Source organism: Moorena sp. SIO3H5 (assembly GCF_010692395.1).
Lineage (GTDB): Bacteria > Cyanobacteriota > Cyanobacteriia > Cyanobacteriales > Coleofasciculaceae > Moorena.
This window is the reverse complement of the sequence record NZ_JAAHHS010000156.1, coordinates 1-16153: the sequence shown is the minus strand read 5'-3', so window position 1 is coordinate 16153 and position 16153 is coordinate 1. Positions and strand designations below refer to the sequence as shown.

Annotated in this window: 12 protein-coding genes and 1 pseudogene; 5 read left to right on the top strand and 8 right to left on the bottom strand. The window is 45.1% G+C overall.

Going from position 1 to position 16153, the window contains the following annotated elements; genetic code table 11:
- Positions 1–115: 115 nt before the first annotated feature.
- Complete coding sequence (gene psb28, locus F6K52_RS17885; RefSeq protein ID WP_293080189.1) at positions 116–454, bottom strand: photosystem II reaction center protein Psb28; 339 nt, start codon at positions 452–454, stop codon at positions 116–118.
- Positions 455–662: 208 nt separating this feature from the next.
- Between psb28 and trpS the strand changes: the two genes are divergently transcribed.
- Positions 663–1673, top strand: coding sequence for a tryptophan--tRNA ligase (gene trpS / locus F6K52_RS17880; RefSeq protein WP_293080186.1), 1011 nt, complete (start codon positions 663–665; stop codon positions 1671–1673).
- A 29-nt stretch (positions 1674–1702) separates the two neighbouring features.
- Entirely contained in the window at positions 1703–2638 is a 936-nt protein-coding gene (locus F6K52_RS17875) for a methylenetetrahydrofolate reductase (protein ID WP_293080183.1), read from the top strand.
- A gap of 15 nt (positions 2639–2653) precedes the next feature.
- Here the strand turns inward: F6K52_RS17875 and F6K52_RS17870 are convergent, their stop codons facing one another.
- Together F6K52_RS17870 and F6K52_RS17865 are read right to left on the bottom strand one after the other, a co-directional pair.
- Positions 2654–2818 carry a hypothetical protein gene (locus tag F6K52_RS17870; RefSeq protein WP_293080180.1) on the bottom strand — a complete coding sequence of 55 codons (165 nt, stop codon included), beginning with the start codon at positions 2816–2818 and terminating at the stop codon, positions 2654–2656.
- Between the two features lie 128 nt (positions 2819–2946).
- The gene (locus F6K52_RS17865) at positions 2947–4302 is read right to left on the bottom strand and encodes an NB-ARC domain-containing protein (protein ID WP_293080177.1); all 1356 of its coding nucleotides are present in this window, start codon (positions 4300–4302) and stop codon (positions 2947–2949) included.
- Between the two features lie 713 nt (positions 4303–5015).
- On the opposite strand from F6K52_RS17865, the gene F6K52_RS17860 reads away from it, so the two are divergent.
- The 3 genes from F6K52_RS17860 (at position 5016) to F6K52_RS17850 (ending at position 6585) form a co-directional block, all read left to right on the top strand.
- Complete coding sequence (locus F6K52_RS17860) at positions 5016–5957, top strand: calcium-binding protein (protein ID WP_293080175.1); 942 nt, start codon at positions 5016–5018, stop codon at positions 5955–5957.
- A 105-nt stretch (positions 5958–6062) separates the two neighbouring features.
- The gene (locus F6K52_RS17855) at positions 6063–6287 is read left to right on the top strand and encodes a hypothetical protein (protein WP_293080172.1); all 225 of its coding nucleotides are present in this window, start codon (positions 6063–6065) and stop codon (positions 6285–6287) included.
- Positions 6288–6429: 142 nt separating this feature from the next.
- Complete coding sequence (locus F6K52_RS17850) at positions 6430–6585, top strand: hypothetical protein (RefSeq protein ID WP_293080168.1); 156 nt, start codon at positions 6430–6432, stop codon at positions 6583–6585.
- On the opposite strand, the gene F6K52_RS17845 is transcribed toward F6K52_RS17850, so the two are convergent.
- The 5 genes and pseudogenes from F6K52_RS17845 to F6K52_RS17825 form a co-directional block, all read right to left on the bottom strand.
- The gene (locus F6K52_RS17845; protein ID WP_293080165.1) at positions 6582–7004 is read right to left on the bottom strand and encodes a hypothetical protein; all 423 of its coding nucleotides are present in this window, start codon (positions 7002–7004) and stop codon (positions 6582–6584) included. The genes F6K52_RS17850 and F6K52_RS17845 overlap by 4 nt on opposite strands.
- Before the next feature lie 167 nt (positions 7005–7171).
- Entirely contained in the window at positions 7172–8440 is a 1269-nt protein-coding gene (locus F6K52_RS17840) for a transposase (protein WP_293080162.1), read from the bottom strand.
- 521 nt (positions 8441–8961) lie between these two features.
- The gene (locus F6K52_RS17835) at positions 8962–12912 is read right to left on the bottom strand and encodes a DNA-directed RNA polymerase subunit beta' (RefSeq protein WP_293080159.1); all 3951 of its coding nucleotides are present in this window, start codon (positions 12910–12912) and stop codon (positions 8962–8964) included.
- 241 nt (positions 12913–13153) lie between these two features.
- On the bottom strand, positions 13154–15031 hold the full coding sequence (locus F6K52_RS17830) for a DNA-directed RNA polymerase subunit gamma (protein ID WP_293080156.1): 1878 nt from the start codon (positions 15029–15031) through the stop codon (positions 13154–13156).
- A gap of 46 nt (positions 15032–15077) precedes the next feature.
- Positions 15078–16153, bottom strand: a pseudogene (locus F6K52_RS17825) (DNA-directed RNA polymerase subunit beta); the annotation flags it as partial.

The following is a 16153-nucleotide window of genomic DNA, read 5'->3' as shown; positions in this document are numbered from 1 at the left end:
TTCTGACTTGGGTATAGTGCTGAGTACTAAGCTTTTTTGACGGTTGACGGTTGACGGTTAACTGTAAACCAGACCCTGCAAACCAGAGATTAGTACCCAGCACTAAAAACTCAGCTTAATCCTGTTTGGATTTAGTAAGTCCATTTTCTTCACTATACCGTTTCATAAAACGAATGAAACGATCCCACTGCTCTGGAGATTTCATTATGTAAGTTGCTTCTATAGCCATTGGTTCACCATTAACAAATTTGCCATTCACGTTACTGGTAGAAATCTCACCTTCTTCGTCAACCATGTACATTCCGGTGATATCTTCCTTAAAGTCTTTATCGATAGCTTGAGGCTTGTTAAAATAAAAGGTTGCAGTGCCAGTCTGACCAGTTTTCGAGCGAGTTATACGTACGTCGGCTACAACTTCTTCTTTGATGCCTCTAGAGAACTGAATTTCAGCCATACTATAAGTCCAATTAAGAAAATATTAAGAATCTTTACACCACTATCTTCTCATCCAAGCTGCCATAAATGGCAAGAAATTTTAACTGATGCCTAGGTTCGCGACCTAGCAATGGCAAAAATAATCCAAATTTAGCCTAAGCAGTGGGAAAATGGGATTACACTGATACCGTTTCGGCAAACCGATTTAAGCAATCACTCGATCATACATGGGTAAACAGCGCGTTCTATCTGGAGTTCAACCAACTGGCAATCTTCACCTGGGTAACTATCTTGGAGCTATCCGCAACTGGGTCGAAGGTCAAAGTCAGTATGATAATCTATTTTGTGTAGTTGATTTACACGCTATTACTGTACCCCATAACCCTGCCACTTTAGCAGAAGATACCTTAAGCATTGCTGCCCTCTACTTAGCCTGCGGGATTGATTTAGAATGCTCTACTATCTTCGTACAATCCCATATCCCTGCCCACAGTGAACTAGCTTGGCTGCTCAACTGCATTACCCCTCTTAACTGGCTAGAGCGAATGATCCAGTTCAAGGAAAAAGCGGTAAAACAAGGGGAAAATGTCAGTACTGGCTTACTGGACTACCCAGTATTGATGGCAGCGGATATTTTACTTTATGATGCCGATAAAGTGCCAGTGGGAGAGGACCAAAAGCAACACATCGAACTGACTCGTAATATCGCTATCCGAGTTAATGACAAGTTTGGCAGTCAGGAAAAACTTGTGCTAAAGTTGCCAGAGCCTATGATCCGGCAAACGGGTGCTCGTGTCATGAGTCTCACTGATGGCAGGCGCAAAATGTCTAAGTCTGATCCATCCGAGTTGAGCAGGATTAACGTGCTTGACTCCCCTGAGGAGATTCAAAAGAAAATCAAGCGCTGTAAAACTGACCCGATTAAAGGCTTATGGTTTGATGATCCAGAACGCCCGGAATGTGAGAATCTACTAACCTTGTATACCCTGCTTTCTGGGAAAACGAAGGAAGAGGTAGCTACAGAATGTCAGGATATGGGTTGGGGCAAATTCAAGCCCTTACTGACAGAAGTAACAATTGAAGCGCTCAAGCCGATTCAACAGAAGTATCACGATGTGAGGTCAGAGCAGGGCTATCTTGAGGGCGTGTTGCGAGAGGGGCGACAAAAAGCGGAAGCGATCGCAAACCAGACCTTGTCCAGGGTGAAAACTGCATTAGGGTTCATTGCTGTAACCTAATTCCTGGAGATAAGTAAATACTATAACCAATGACTAACCCCACTAAGAATTCGTTTCGCACTGCCGTTGAGTCCGGTGAATTTTTGATTACTGCAGAAGTGGCACCCCCCAAGGGGGGTAACCCAGCTCACATGGTCCAAATGGCTCAAACCCTCAAAGATAGAGTCCATGCTATCAATATTACTGATGGCTCTAGGGCAGTCATGCGGATGTCGTCCTGGGCAGCCTCAGTGATTTTACGCCAGCAGGGAATTGAACCAATTTGTCAGGTAGCTTGTCGCGATCGCAACCGCATCGCTTTGCAAGCTGACTTGATGGGTATTAATGCTTTAGGTATCGGTAATATTCTCGCCCTAACCGGTGATCCAGTCAAAGCAGGTGATCATCCTGATGCTAAAAGTGTATTTGACTTAGAATCAGTACGCCTATTGCAACTAATTACTAAGCTAAATCAAGGGGTTGATTTCAATGATAAGCCCCTTACTGATCAAGCAACTGATTTATTTACTGGTGCAGCAGTAGACCCCCAGCTCAAGAGTTGGTCAGGCTTACAGAGTCGGTTTGAAAAGAAACTAGAGGCGGGAGCAGAGTTTTTCCAAAGCCAGCTCATTTGTGATTTTGATCGCCTAGAGAAGTTTATGGATCAGATTGCGGCTGGTACTAATAAGCCAATTTTAGCAGGGATATTTTTGTTCAAATCCGCTAAAAATGCTAACTTTATTAATAAAAAAGTTCCAGGGGTTAATATTCCTGACGAAATTATTGATCGGCTAGCAGCAGCAGATGATCAGTTACAAGAAGGGATAAAAATTGCTGCTGAGCAAGTTAAGATCGCACAGCAACTGTGCCAGGGTGTTCACATGATGGCAGTCCGGCGAGAAGACTTGATTCCCCAGATTTTGGATTTAGCTGGCATTTCGCCATTGCAGAAATCCTCTCCCGTTAATGACTTAGTGTGTAAGTAAATTTCAGGTAAATTGTTATAGCACTATGGCCAGGGAATAGGGAATCGGGAATCGGGAATCGGGAATCGGGAATCGGGAATCGGGTAAATATACCTTCTTCTTTGCCCACCCTCCCGAAACTTCCCAGACTCCTCCGTATCTCCTGTTGTCTTTTGCCCTTTCAACTAAGCACATGGACATAAATAAACGGAACTGTATCAACTTTTTTAAAGCCACCAAAAGTCATTCTGTTCCCTGTTCCCTGTTCCCTGTTCCCTGTTCCCTGTTCCCTATTTCCTCTATTGACAGTTAAACCTAATTTTGTTCGACTACTTAATACTAATAATCACCGAACTAACGACAGGGGATAGGGTGAAAAACGTTTGACTAATGTCTGTGAATGTTTCAATTAGTGAACGCCTCTGGAGGGATTGTAAAACATTGATTAGTTTTGAATCCGAGCTAATGGTTTTATCCTGGCGCAATTGTTCCCTAGAAACGGGTGTGGTACTTGTCCCTAGATACTTGATCACGTCTCTTTCTGAGTGATCTAAGCGATTCAACTCTGCAATTAAAATTAACCTCATTGGCTCAGGAACAAATACCTCATTCAAGCTTAAAAATTTCGAGACACTGCCATTAAAGTATTTTTCGATTGTTGTCGCTACTAAATTTAAGGCTAAGGGATTGCCTCGATAACGGGTAATCAGGGTTTCCCATTCTTCTGTATTTCCAAACAACCCGTTATCTACTAAAATTTTCTCAGCTTCTTCTGTAGGTAAACCCTTCAGGGTTAATGAAGTAGTAGTGTTATTTTTTTGCTCCAGTAACTCTAGTTGTAAAAATTTTTCCCAACTGCTCAGCAGCAAAGCACTTTGGTGTTGTTCTTGTGCTACTCGTCTCAATAGCTGACCATAATCTTCACAGTTGGCTTGATAATATCCAGCTATAGCACCAGGACGTAGAATATTCTCTGCGTCATCCAGTACGATCAGACACCGATGCTCTTGTAAACATTTTATCAAGCTAGAAATAAGAGAGTTGATGTCTTCTGGTAAGTTGAATGATTGCTGGTGAGATAGGAATAGAATCAGCTCTACTAGCAGTTGCTTCAGGGGTGGAGCATGGCGCAGATTACGCCAAATAATATATTCAAATTCTCCCTGAAGATTGTTTGCAAGTTTGACAGCCAGAGTGGTTTTACCAATCCCTGCTATACCCAGAATTGCTACTAGTGAGTATTGCTTTTTACTAATCCATTGCTGCAGTTGGTTGAGTTCATTAGTGCGTCCATAAAAAGCAGAAATTTCTGGTGCTTCCCCCCAATCATGGTGGTACTGAGGCATTTTGTATCCTGCAATTTCTAGCCACTTAGGGACGTCTTTCCAGTTACTAAGGCTATTGAATTCTCGATTAGTTAGTGCTTCGACATACCGATACAATCCCCTAGTGAGGGCAACAGCGATTGAGTTAGAGCTCCGATGGAGAGTCTCAGCTATTTGTCTTGGGGAGTAGCCACAAAGCAATCCTCTCAAGTACACTTTTTCCACTGATGTAAGTGTGCTTTTATTCTGGGTTTCCCTCTGTTTTTGCTCGCCTATATCTATATATAACTTGTCTAAATCCCAGAGCTTTACTGCTTCTAAGAACAGTTCATCTTCTGGATAAAACGCACCCTGCACCATTTGCTTGCCTTCCTTGAGATAAACTTGTAAACCCTTACAAACTGTGGATTAAACATCAAGGTTCCAGTTGATTGTTGACGGTCAACCGTTGACTGTTCACTGTGAATCACATTGCAACCAATCAGCCGATGCAAAGTAAATGTGTATTACCTTAGACCTGGTTTGATCAGCACCATGGAAAACTTACAAGGGCTGTAAGTTGTATTAAAGACTCAACAGGGAATCCAGCAAATTCCATGTCTTGATGCAAAGCGCGAGTGGGGGGAACCCCCAAAACCGCGCTCCATCGCTAATTTATTTACAAAAGTTTACAAATAAGCCATCCAAGTAAATATCAGGTCAAGTTCAGGAAATTATGCGGATTTTTACAAAAATTTACATCTGGAAGTCATGACTGAAGCAACGCTTGACAGCAAAGGGGATCAAAATCAGTGGTAACACTCAAGGCTAATCACTGGCTAATCCTGTTTAGTTGAGGTTTCAGAAAAGCGATCGCTAATCTAATTACAGTCGTTAAGCCAAGGGGTGATTGACAGCTCCATGGTGTTCACAAATAGGTTTGCTCCCTGTCTTGATGCAAAGCGCGAGTGGGGGAAACCCCCAAGACCGCGCTGCATCGCTAATGCTGTTAGGCAAAACGACAAAACCATTGCTGAGCTTAATCATCCCTTTCCTAGACTGCTGTTCATATCGAAAAAAAGAGTAAATTGACTATGGATACATTAGTAACTGAAGCTAATTTGACGCAGATAGAAGATTTAGTTACCGATCAGCCAGAGTTAGTAATATTATCGAGCAAAGGACTCTCAGGGAGTTTTAACGTGATTGTTGGTACTAATGCTTCTGAGGAGATCACGGGTACTGACAAAAACGATGTAATCCTGGGACTTGGCGGACATGACACCATTTCGGGAGGCGATGGTCACGATTGTCTGCTTGGCGGCTCAGGTAACGACAGTTTGTCTGGTGGCTCAGGTCAAGACTCTCTGTTTGGCATGTCTGGTAACGACACTCTGGATGGTGGCTCAGGTAACGACTCTCTGGATGGTGGCTCAGGTAACGACTCTCTGGATGGTGGCTCAGGTAACGACTCTCTGCGTGGCGGCTCAGGTAACGACTCTCTGTTTGGCGGCTCAGGTAACGATACTCTGTTGGGCGAATCAGGTAAGGACTTTCTGTTTGGCGACTCAGGTAACGACTATCTGTTTGGTGGCGATGATAACGACACTCTGCGTGGCGGCTCTGGCAATGACACTCTGTCTGGGCAATCAGGTAACGACTCTTTGATTGGCGGCTCAGGTAATGACTGGCTGTTTGAGGGCTCTGGTAATGACACCCTCATAGGTGTAGATCCCACTAGTAACAATCCAGGTATGAATGAACAGGATACCTTAAGGGGAGGAACTGGTAAAGATACATTCGTGATTGGAGAGAATAACAAACCTTTCTATGTCGGGGGAGGAGGAACTAATGGTCTCAATGACTTCGCTCTAATTGAGGATTTACAATCTGGTGAGAAAATTCAACTCACGGGAGGCATCGACTATAACTTTGACTTTGATGAAGGGATTATCGCTGTCAATTCAGGTTCGGGCCGTGACATTATTGCTGTAGTTTCTGGTGGTTATGAGCTAGGGGATTTGATGTTTGTATAACGACTAGTACATCGTCTCGGAAACAACTGACTAGTTAAAATATCCTTGATCTGGCCCGTTTTCCCCCTGTTTTTCTTCTCCGTTTAACTGAGATCTCGGACCATTGTGATTAATCCTTTGGTGGGCAGTGGTTACTTTCGCTATGGCAGGGTTGATGAATTGGTCTGCGACCCTGCCCACCCTACATCAACTATTGTGATTAATCCTTTGGTGGGCAGTGGTTACTTTCGCTATGGCAGGCTTGGTAAATCGATCTGCGACCCTGCCCACCCTACATCAACTATTGTGATTAATCCTTTGGTGGGCAGTGGTTACTTTGGCTATGGCTAGCTTGGTGAATCGGTCTGGGACCCTGCCCACCCTACATCAACTATTGTGATGAATCCTTTGGTGGGCAGTGGTTACTTTGGCTATGGCTAGCTTGGTGAATTGGTCTGCGACCCTGCCCACCCTACATCAACTATTGTGATTAATGGTTTGGTGGGCAGTGGTTACTTTCGCTATGGCAGGGTTGGTAAATCGATCTGCGACCCTGCCCACCCTACATCAACTACTCTCTGTTCCCTGTTCCCTGTTCCCTGTTCCCTTTGGTATAGTAGAGAGCCGGGTCATGGTCTGGTTAGATTAAAGACAACCTTTTACTATCTCTAATAAATTTTCTCTGATTTTGCTATCAGTATCAGCGCTAGAATCATTTAGTAAGTTTAACAAATTTTCCTTAACTTCCTCTTCTTCCGATTCCAGCTCTTTTTTACCTTCTAAGTCTTCTAAGTTTTGACGCCATTCTCTACGATTTCTAAATGATTGCTTGCTAGCCTGTTTGATAGTTTCGCTATAACCTTCTTCCGTGTCCAAATCAAACACAAACATAAAATAAGATATATCTTTCGACATAATCTTATTGGCTATTCCTAAGGCTGATTCATCTGGAGCAACTTGCCAGACCTGTTCAAATACTCTACACAACTCATAAGCCATCGAATTATTACTTTTTTTATAGGCTTCCTGTATTTCCTTGAGTTTGTCACTTTTACTTACAGTTGTCATTTTGATAACCCCTTCTTCTTATTTTAAGATGACACTACGTTAGTGCAGCACCGGTGTATTATAAATCATTGGGTGCTGTGTGCCAAGGGTTGCTTCTGCACCTTGTTAAGCCCTGTTGAAACCCGATGAGCGACTGCATCCAGAGGTGACATACTCCCACACTGACCTTACAGGTTCAGTGTGGGCTTCTTACCAACACCAGCTATTGCCTCGGTTACAAGGCCTATGGCCACGCTACGCGAACGGTAAGCTTTACTGCTGACGGAATGCCCTACCGCCAATTTCAATACATTTTTTGCCGCGTTCACATCACGATCCGCTGTGTATCCACAGTGAGGACAAGAATGGATGCGGTCTTTTAGTTTCTTTGGTACTTTGATTCCGCAATTAGAACAGTTCTGACTGGTATTTCGAGGATTCACTGCAACTGTAACCAAGCCAGCATTTAAGGCCGTAGGCCACGCTACGCGAACGGCTTTGCTTGATAGTATCGACAAGAATTGCCCCCAACCAGCGTCCAATATAGATTTAGCCAACTTAGTTCTGGCCAAGCCTTTAATATTTAATTTTTCATGAGCAACTAGATCATGATTGTCCAGTAAGCTTTTTGCTGTTTTAAAATGAAAATCTTTTCGAGTGTCAGTAACCTTCTTGTGAGCTTTACCTAGTTTACTGACAGCCTTCCTTCTATTGTTACTCCCCTTCTTGGATCTACTGACAGCTTTTTGGATTTTTTTTAATCGCTTTTGAGCCTTTCGGTAGTATTGAGGAATTGGTACCTCTGAGCCATCGGACTTTACTAGAAACGATCTGAGACCCATGTCTATTCCGACGGGGTTGGTCACACTGTCTACTGGGATGATATCCGGTACGGTATCATCTTGAATTGAGAGCGTGACGTAATAGCCATCAGCTTTTCGGGTTATGGTTGCTGTCTTGATTTTAAACCCTTCTGGGATGGGTCTATGGTAAATCATTTTGACCTTCCCAAACTTTGGAAGAGTCAAAATATTGCCATTTATAGGGTTTTTGCTAAGACAGGGAAAAGTAAATGACTTATATCTATTTTTCCCTTGAAAGCGAGGTCTTCCGCTCTTTTTTCCATTGCTATCCCCTTTGATAAACCGTTTAAAAGCTAGATCGACTCTTCTGACACAGTCTTGGAGGACTTGGGATTGAACTACCTTGTACCAAGGTCTGTCTTTCTTTAATTGAGGGAGAGTCTTTTTTTGAGAAAAATAGTCTGGATTATCTCTCAAATCTGGTAGATGGCAAACAAGAGGGCAAGAATTAATAGAACAGCGATTCTGTTCGTACCAGTTAAATCTATCAGCCAATAGATAGTTATATTGATGGCGAAGCATGTCTAGCCATCTTTCTATTTCCATTTCCTGTGATTTGGTTAGTCTTAACCGGTACTGATACGCTGATCTCATTGTTGCTATCTCTTGTTTCTCGACCTATTATTAGGATAGCAACCGTATTTACAAGTGTCAAGGCGAAATGAAAGATAAAAACTTAATGATCAGATTGACTAGTTTTGAGAAAAAGCAACTCAAACAGGAAGCTGACCGGAGAGGAATGACTTGTTCGGAATTACTTAGAAGCTTGATAGCTCGCTTCCCTATGCCGAAAGACTCTGTGTAAAATTCATCCCGGAGATGAAACCTGTTTATTAGGGCAGCCTTTAGGGTGGATCGGCTATACGTAAAAGGGTTAAAACTTTATGATCAAGGCAGCCCTATTCTTGCGGATACTTCTGACCACGCCGACTTTCAGTTCGGACGTGGGGCTTCTTTTACCGGACAGCTAAGCATACAGCTAGGTTTAAGCCTGGTGATAGCAATGAATTATACTAAATAATACCGTAAGGGCGTCTGATGAAAAGCTTTTAAAAAGCTCATTATCATCAGACGCCCTTGTTTTCACCAGGATTTATCCAGGGGAGAGTTAAACCTTATTCTGGAAAATTTCCATTCAAGAGGTCTAAGTTGCTAGGATCAGCAGCCAAATTACTCTGCTCATCTAAGTTGTAAGCACGAGCAGTATTATCATCAAGAAGGTTGTCTTGGGGTAATTCAGGACTATCGGTGGGTTCACCATAGCCATAGACCATGCTATTCCCATGGTCGAATTCCGGTTCTGGACTACCAAGATTGCTCTCTTGGTAAGCATTGAAGCCAGTTCCTGCGGGAATCAGACGTCCAATGATGACATTTTCCTTCAGACCCCTGAGCCAGTCAGATTTACCTTCGATTGCTGCTTCTGTCAGCACACGAGTAGTTTCTTGGAAGCTAGCAGCAGAGATAAATGAATCCGTATTAAGGGATGCTTTGGTAATTCCCAGTAGTACCGGTGTATACTGAGCTGGCGCACCACCAGTGATGGCCATTGCGTCATTCACTGTCTCAATCTGCCGCAACTCCACAAGTTCTCCTGGTAGCATAGTGGTATCACCACCATCGTCTACCCTTACTTTAGAGGTCATCTGACGAACAATCACCTCAATATGCTTATCAGCAATATCAATTCCTTGAGACTGATAAACCGACTGCACTTCATTGACCAAAAATGCTTGTGCCTGTTGCAATCCCTTTAAAGCCGCTTCGTAGACACCTCTCTTTTCGAGACAGTAGTTGAAGAAAATATCTAAAATTTCATGGGGATTAGCTGGGCCATCGGTGATGGGTTCAGCAGTACCGACTTGCTGACCATCGGAAACAATAGCATTTTGCCCAGGGGAAATCGGGTAATCGGTCACGACTCCGTCTGACTCAATTACCTTGATATCAACGGTTTCGCCTTCTTCATAAATCACCTGAGCTTCTCCAGGACGTCTGGCCAAGATACAGGCTTCTTTGGGTTTACGAGCTTCTAGTAGTTCTTCAATCCTGGGCAAACCTTGGATAATATCCCCTGTCTTGGCTCGTTCAAATACCAGTAGTACCAGGTTATCACCCCGCTGCACCAAGTCTCCCTTGTCAATTTGCAAAATTGCCCCGGCAGAAACTCGGTATGGACGAGCCAGTCGCAGGATCACGGCATCATCCCTTACCTGAACCACCTGACCTGATTCTCCAGCAGGTTTCCCTTCAGCGAGGGTCTTGGTACCAACGACCAAATCCCCTACTTTGACTGTGGCAGGAGAGGTAATCGGGATTGTCACTCGGTCAGCATCCCTGACCACCAGTACTCGGCGAATGGCTTCTAATCCTTCTTGAATCCCCCGGATTTCACCAGCTTCCTTGCACTGAATTTCTGTTCGAGCCACTACCGCACCTGGAGGAATTTCGTCCCCATCTTTGACTAAAATCCGGGTTTTGGTATTGCCCCCTAACGGATCTGCATTCGTATCCCGGCGCACCACTAAAGCCTCCAGGATTACCAGTTGTAATCGCATATCCTCAGAGGTTTCATCCTCATCAGTAGGGACTAACTCAATGTCAGCACTGAGCTGGGATGAACTAGAATGGTCAGTGCTAGCATCGGGGCTGCTCATTTCCAATACTAGCTGGGTGCGGAGTAATTCCACCCCATCCACAGACTTGACCCGCTCTCCATCTTTATAGGGAATGCGTTGGAGGGCTCGCAATTCAATCTCGGTTCCTTGGGTACCTTGGTTGGAATGGTCTTGGGTATTAATGGACGCCTGAGAGGGAACTGCTGGCTCATCTGGTACAGCAAACTCCGTCACTGGCCGCAGCAAGAGTCCCATACCATCAGGTGTGTCAACTGCTTCTCCATAACACAGGTTTTCTAGCGTTATCCCTGGCAAATCTTCGGTGCCGGGATAGATCAGCTGACCCTCACTAGTCATGGTCTCTGGTAGGTTCTCCACCAGATGAAATGCCCCAGGCTTAACCACTATTTCCCGGAGGATATCATTTTTTTGGACAACTTCCACTACACCTGACGACTGACAGAAGATATCCTTAACCACTTCTGTGCCTGCTTCAACATATTGACCGTCTTCCACAAGCAGCAGGGAAATATCTTTGTTGACCTCATGGCATTCTTCCGGAATCCAGAGTAAGGTACCCCCTTTGGTAACTTCGTAACCTTGCTTGGCTTTACCCCGTTTAGCCACCTCTACACCAGCATATTTAATAATGCCACCAGTTTTAGTGTAGTATTGATCATCAATCAGTTCCGCCACCACCTGGTGGTTCACTACCTTGGTGCCAGGGGTTGCCTTCAGGGAAAAGTGCTGATTACCGGCGGTGTGAATCACATATTGTTCCCGACCCCCCGTGCTTTCCATTCTCACGTGTGATTGATCCAAGCGGACGGAAGCGGTGATAATGTCAATTTCTCTTTTGCCTGGGGTCAGTCGCACCACACCACCGTTGAGTGTGACTAATTTAGTTTCCGCCAGCACTGTCCCAATCTCTACAGCATCCCCATTTTTCACCACCGGTTCGGCACCAGGGGGTAGGTTATAGACGTCCCCAGATAAAATCCAGAGCAAACCGCTACGTTGGGCAATGCGAGTTGTATTACCCTGTCGATCTGTTTTTTCCTCAGGGACTAAGTCCGCAAATATTACTTCCCCGGCTAAGTCAGATGCCACATCCTTAGCCGCTTTTTCTGTGGAGGGACGGCTTTTACTGAGGGCTACTTCTGCTAATAGATCACCCTTGGTGACTGTTTGCCCATCACTGACTAAGACCAAAGAGCCCGCTGTTAAAGGAAAGGTTTTGGCAGAGCCATTAGTTGGTTGCAAAATCAGATCGCCAGCTACTTCCACTTGTTGACGATCATCACCATGGCGAGTCCTAACTTGGCGGGTACGTAGGCTTTTGCCAAAGTTTACTACACCTTTAACGGGAGCAGAGAGCTGGCGTGCCACTTCCCCGGTAAACACACCCCCTGTGTGGAAGGTCCGCATAGTCAACTGAGTTCCTGGTTCCCCAATAGACTGGGCAGCAATAATCCCCACCGCTTCGCCCAAATCCACCATGTGCCCATGAGCTAAGCTCCAACCATAGCATCTCTGGCAAACTGACCGCTGGGCTTCACAGGTTAGAGGCGATCGCACCATTACCTCTTTAATACCAGACGATTCAATCTCTTTGGCTAGTTCATCTGATACATCTTGGTTTTTTTTAGCAATTACTTTCCCGGTTTTTGGATGAACCAATTCCTCTGCTACAATTCGGCCTAAGAGCTTATCCGCTAGGGAAATTAAAACGCGATCGCCATCGGTCATCGGTGCGATTTTGATGCCCCGACTTGTGCCACAATCAAGGTCTCGTACAATCACGTCCTGGGAAACATCAACCAGACGACGGGTGAGGTAACCGGAGTCAGCGGTTCTCAGGGCAGTATCTACCAAGCCTTTCCGGGCTCCGTAGGATGAGATAATGTATTCCGTTACTGTTAAGCCTTCCCGGAAGTTAGTCTTAATCGGTAGGTCAATAATTTCACCTTGGGGATTAGCCATCAGACCCCGCATACCTACCAATTGCCGCACCTGAGACAAGTTACCCCGTGCTCCGGAAAAAGCCATCATGTACACTGAATTGAGGGGGTTTGTGTCTTTGAAGTTACGGACCACCTCATCTTTGAGAGCCTCAGAGGTTCCGTTCCAGGTATCAATAACTTTTTGAAACCGTTCAACTTCAGTAATTTCACCCCTAGTGAACCGGCCTTCTGTGGCACGAATCATAGCTTCCGCCTCATCTAACATCTGGCGTTTAGCTGGTGGCACTTGCAGGTCATCTACACTGATAGAAACCCCCGCCTGGGTAGCATAGCGAAACCCCAGATCTTTGAGTTTGTCGGCCATTTGGGCTGTCCGGGCACTGCCATATTTGGTATAGGCCCAAGAGATCAGCTTTTTCAACCGGCCTTTATCAACAATCCGGTTATAAAAAATCAAGTCTTTTTGAGCTTTTTTATCTGCCATGATGCTTTTGAAGGGGATGACTAATTAAAAATTTAGAATTAAGAATTTAGAATCAATAATTTAGAATCAATAATTTAGAATTTAGAATTAATAATTAATAATTAATAATTAAGAATGAATAATGCTACCTTCGGGCATTCTGAATTTTAAATCCTCAATTATATTAAATTTACTCATTCTAAATTCTAAATTCACGCATTCTAAATTCACACATTCTAAATTCTTAATGCTTACCTTTTACCTAGCCCCATAGGGCTTCTTGAATAGTTTTGTTGTAGATGATCCGACCTGCGGTGGTGCGGATGTACTGGGAAATAAGTTCACCATCGGCTGTTTCCCTTACTCGCCGGTTTTTGTAGACTTTGCTCACCATACCATCGGGTGAAGATTCTTCAGAAATGATCCCCGTTTCTGGTTCATCTGTGTCAACTATGCCGTCATAGCGGACCCAAATATAGGCATGGAGGTGTACTTGCTTTTGTTCGTAGGCTTTGATTGCATCGTCGAGGTTAGCAAAGTAACGACCTGCTCCCTTGGTGGCATTTGGATTTTTGGCAGTTAGATAATAGCATCCCAAGACCATATCTTGACTCGGTGCTATGATTGGGCGACCTGTTGCTGGTGAGAGAATATTGTTTGATGCCAGCATTAACAACCTAGCCTCTGCTTGGGATTCTAGGGATAGGGGCACATGTACTGCCATCTGGTCGCCATCAAAGTCGGCATTAAAGGCTGGACAGACTAAGGGGTGCAGTTGAATCGCACGGCCTTCTACCAAAATCGGTTCAAAGGCTTGAATTCCTAATCGGTGTAGAGTTGGCGCTCGATTTAGCATCACTGGGTGACCTGCAATCACTTCTTCGAGTACGTCCCACACAGTGGGATCTCCCCGTTGAATCAATTTTTTAGCTGCTTTTATGTTATTCACTAAACCCTGACGAATCAGGCGGTGAATCACAAAAGGTTGAAACAGCTCAATCGCCATCTCTCTGGGCAAACCACACTGGTGGATATGCAGCTTTGGGCCTACTACAATCACTGACCGTCCGGAGTAATCCACCCGTTTTCCTAGCAGGTTTTGCCGGAAGCGACCCTGTTTACCTTCGATAATGTCAGAGAGGGACTTCAGGGGTCGATTGTTTGCCCCTACCACCGTCCTTCCTCGCCTGCCATTGTCAATCAGGGCATCCACAGCTTCCTGAAGCATCCGCTTTTCATTGCGGACTATGATTTCCGGTGCCAGAATTTCCTGCAACCGGGCTAGTCGATTGTTGCGGTTGATGACTCGTCGATAGAGGTCATTCAAGTCAGAGGTAGCAAAGCGACCCCCATCTAGTTGCACCATCGGTCGCAGGTCGGGGGGAATGACAGGGATGACACTCAGCACCATCCAATCTGGCTGAGCCCCGGTGCCAATAAAGTTGTCAATGACTCGCAACCGTTTGATGAGCTTAGCTCGCTTTTGACCTTTAGAAGTGGCAATTTCTTCTCGCAGCTTTTCTGCGATCGCGTCTAAATCCAAATCCTGTAGAAGTCGTTGCAGAGCCTCAGCCCCAATCCCCACGTCTACCCCAGATAGATCTGAGTCTTCGCTATAGAGCTGCTCCTCAATTTCCAGCCATTGGTCTTCGGTGAGCAGCTGTTTATAGCTGAGGTTTTCTGCATTACCTGGGTTTAGTACTACGTAGGCGTTGAAGTAGACAATCTGTTCTACATCCCGCAGGGGCATATCAAGCAAAATACTGAGGTAGCTAGGAATCCCTTTGAGATACCAGACGTGAGCCACTGGTGCGGCTAGTTTAATGTATCCCATACGGTGACGCCTTACCCGGGACTCGGTCACTTCCACACCACAGCGTTCACAGACAATACCTCGGTGGCGCACTCGTTTGTACTTACCACAATGGCATTCCCAGTCTTTAGCTGGACCAAAGATCCGCTCACAGAACAGCCCATCCATCTCTGGTTTGAGGGTGCGATAGTTAATGGTTTCTGGCTTAGTCACCTCACCGACCATTTGACCGTTGGGAAGAGTCCTTTCTCCCCATTGACGAATTCTCTCAGGAGAGGCAATACCAATTTTTACGTAGTCAAACCGCTGTTCTATTTGGCTTCTCATAATTTTGTTATTTCCCTATTCACAGACACTCCTATAGACCCACCTTTTAGGCTTCCTCTTCTTCCACCAACTCTTCCTGGTTTAGGGATTCATAGGTTGGTGAGCGTGGTGTTCGATGGCGTTCTGAATCGGTCATTAAATCAACTTCCATATCATTGCTACTACCGTCTTCTGTGGTTTCGACTTTGTGAACAGCTATGTCGAGTCCTAACGATTGGAGTTCTCGCATCAGTACCTTGAAGGATTCGGGAGTACCAGGTCGGGGAATGGCTTTTCCTTTCACAATCGCATTGAGAGCTTCGTTGCGGCCTTGCATATCGTCTGATTTGACAGTTAGCAATTCTTGGAGGGTGTAAGATGCTCCAAATGCTTCTAATGCCCAAACTTCCATTTCCCCAAATCGCTGACCACCTTGTTGGGCTTTACCCCCCAAGGGTTGCTGGGTTACTAGGGAGTACGGTCCGGTGGAGCGAGCATGAATTTTATCGTCTACCAAGTGGACTAGCTTGAGCATATAGGCTTGCCCCACTGTGACTGGTTGGTCAAAGGCTTCTCCGGTGCGACCATCGTAGACAGTAATTTTTCCAGCATGCTCCGGATTAAATACCCAATCTTTATCAGGTTGATCACTGGCTTCTTTAAGCTTGTTATGGACGGTGAGGCGGGATGCTTCTGCGCCGTACATTTCGTCGAAGGGAGTAAGCTTAAATCGGACATTTAGGTGTTCCCCAGCCCATCCTAATAGACATTCAAATACCTGACCCACATTCATGCGACTGGGTACTCCCAGGGGGTTAAGTACAATATCTACAGGTGTACCATCGGGCAAGTAGGGCATATCTTCGATGGGCAAAATCCGGGAAATAATTCCTTTATTGCCGTGACGACCTGCCATTTTGTCACCAACCTGGATTTTACGCTTCTGAGCCACATATACACGGACTACCATGTTGGCTCCCGGTGGCAGTTCATCCCCTTGCTCTCTGGTAAATACCCGCACATCTACCACACGCCCTTTTTCACCATTGGGGACTCGCAGAGAATTGTCCCGTACATCCCTAGCTTTTTCCCCAAATATAGCTCGCAAGAGTTTTTCTTCTGGTGGCTGGTCTGATTCCCCCA

Bases quoted from the DNA above. Each gene is read 5' to 3' on its own strand.
- psb28 (WP_293080189.1), bottom strand. From the start codon at position 454: ATGGCTGAAATTCAGTTCTCTAGAGGCATCAAAGAAGAAGTTGTAGCC.
- trpS (WP_293080186.1), top strand. From the start codon at position 663: ATGGGTAAACAGCGCGTTCTATCTGGAGTTCAACCAACTGGCAATCTT.
- F6K52_RS17875 (WP_293080183.1), top strand. From the start codon at position 1,703: ATGACTAACCCCACTAAGAATTCGTTTCGCACTGCCGTTGAGTCCGGT.
- F6K52_RS17870 (WP_293080180.1), bottom strand. From the start codon at position 2,818: ATGTCCATGTGCTTAGTTGAAAGGGCAAAAGACAACAGGAGATACGGA.
- F6K52_RS17865 (WP_293080177.1), bottom strand. From the start codon at position 4,302: ATGGTGCAGGGTGCGTTTTATCCAGAAGATGAACTGTTCTTAGAAGCA.
- F6K52_RS17860 (WP_293080175.1), top strand. From the start codon at position 5,016: ATGGATACATTAGTAACTGAAGCTAATTTGACGCAGATAGAAGATTTA.
- F6K52_RS17850 (WP_293080168.1), top strand. From the start codon at position 6,430: ATGGTTTGGTGGGCAGTGGTTACTTTCGCTATGGCAGGGTTGGTAAAT.
- F6K52_RS17845 (WP_293080165.1), bottom strand. From the start codon at position 7,004: ATGACAACTGTAAGTAAAAGTGACAAACTCAAGGAAATACAGGAAGCC.
- F6K52_RS17840 (WP_293080162.1), bottom strand. From the start codon at position 8,440: ATGAGATCAGCGTATCAGTACCGGTTAAGACTAACCAAATCACAGGAA.
- F6K52_RS17835 (WP_293080159.1), bottom strand. From the start codon at position 12,912: ATGGCAGATAAAAAAGCTCAAAAAGACTTGATTTTTTATAACCGGATT.
- F6K52_RS17830 (WP_293080156.1), bottom strand. From the start codon at position 15,031: ATGAGAAGCCAAATAGAACAGCGGTTTGACTACGTAAAAATTGGTATT.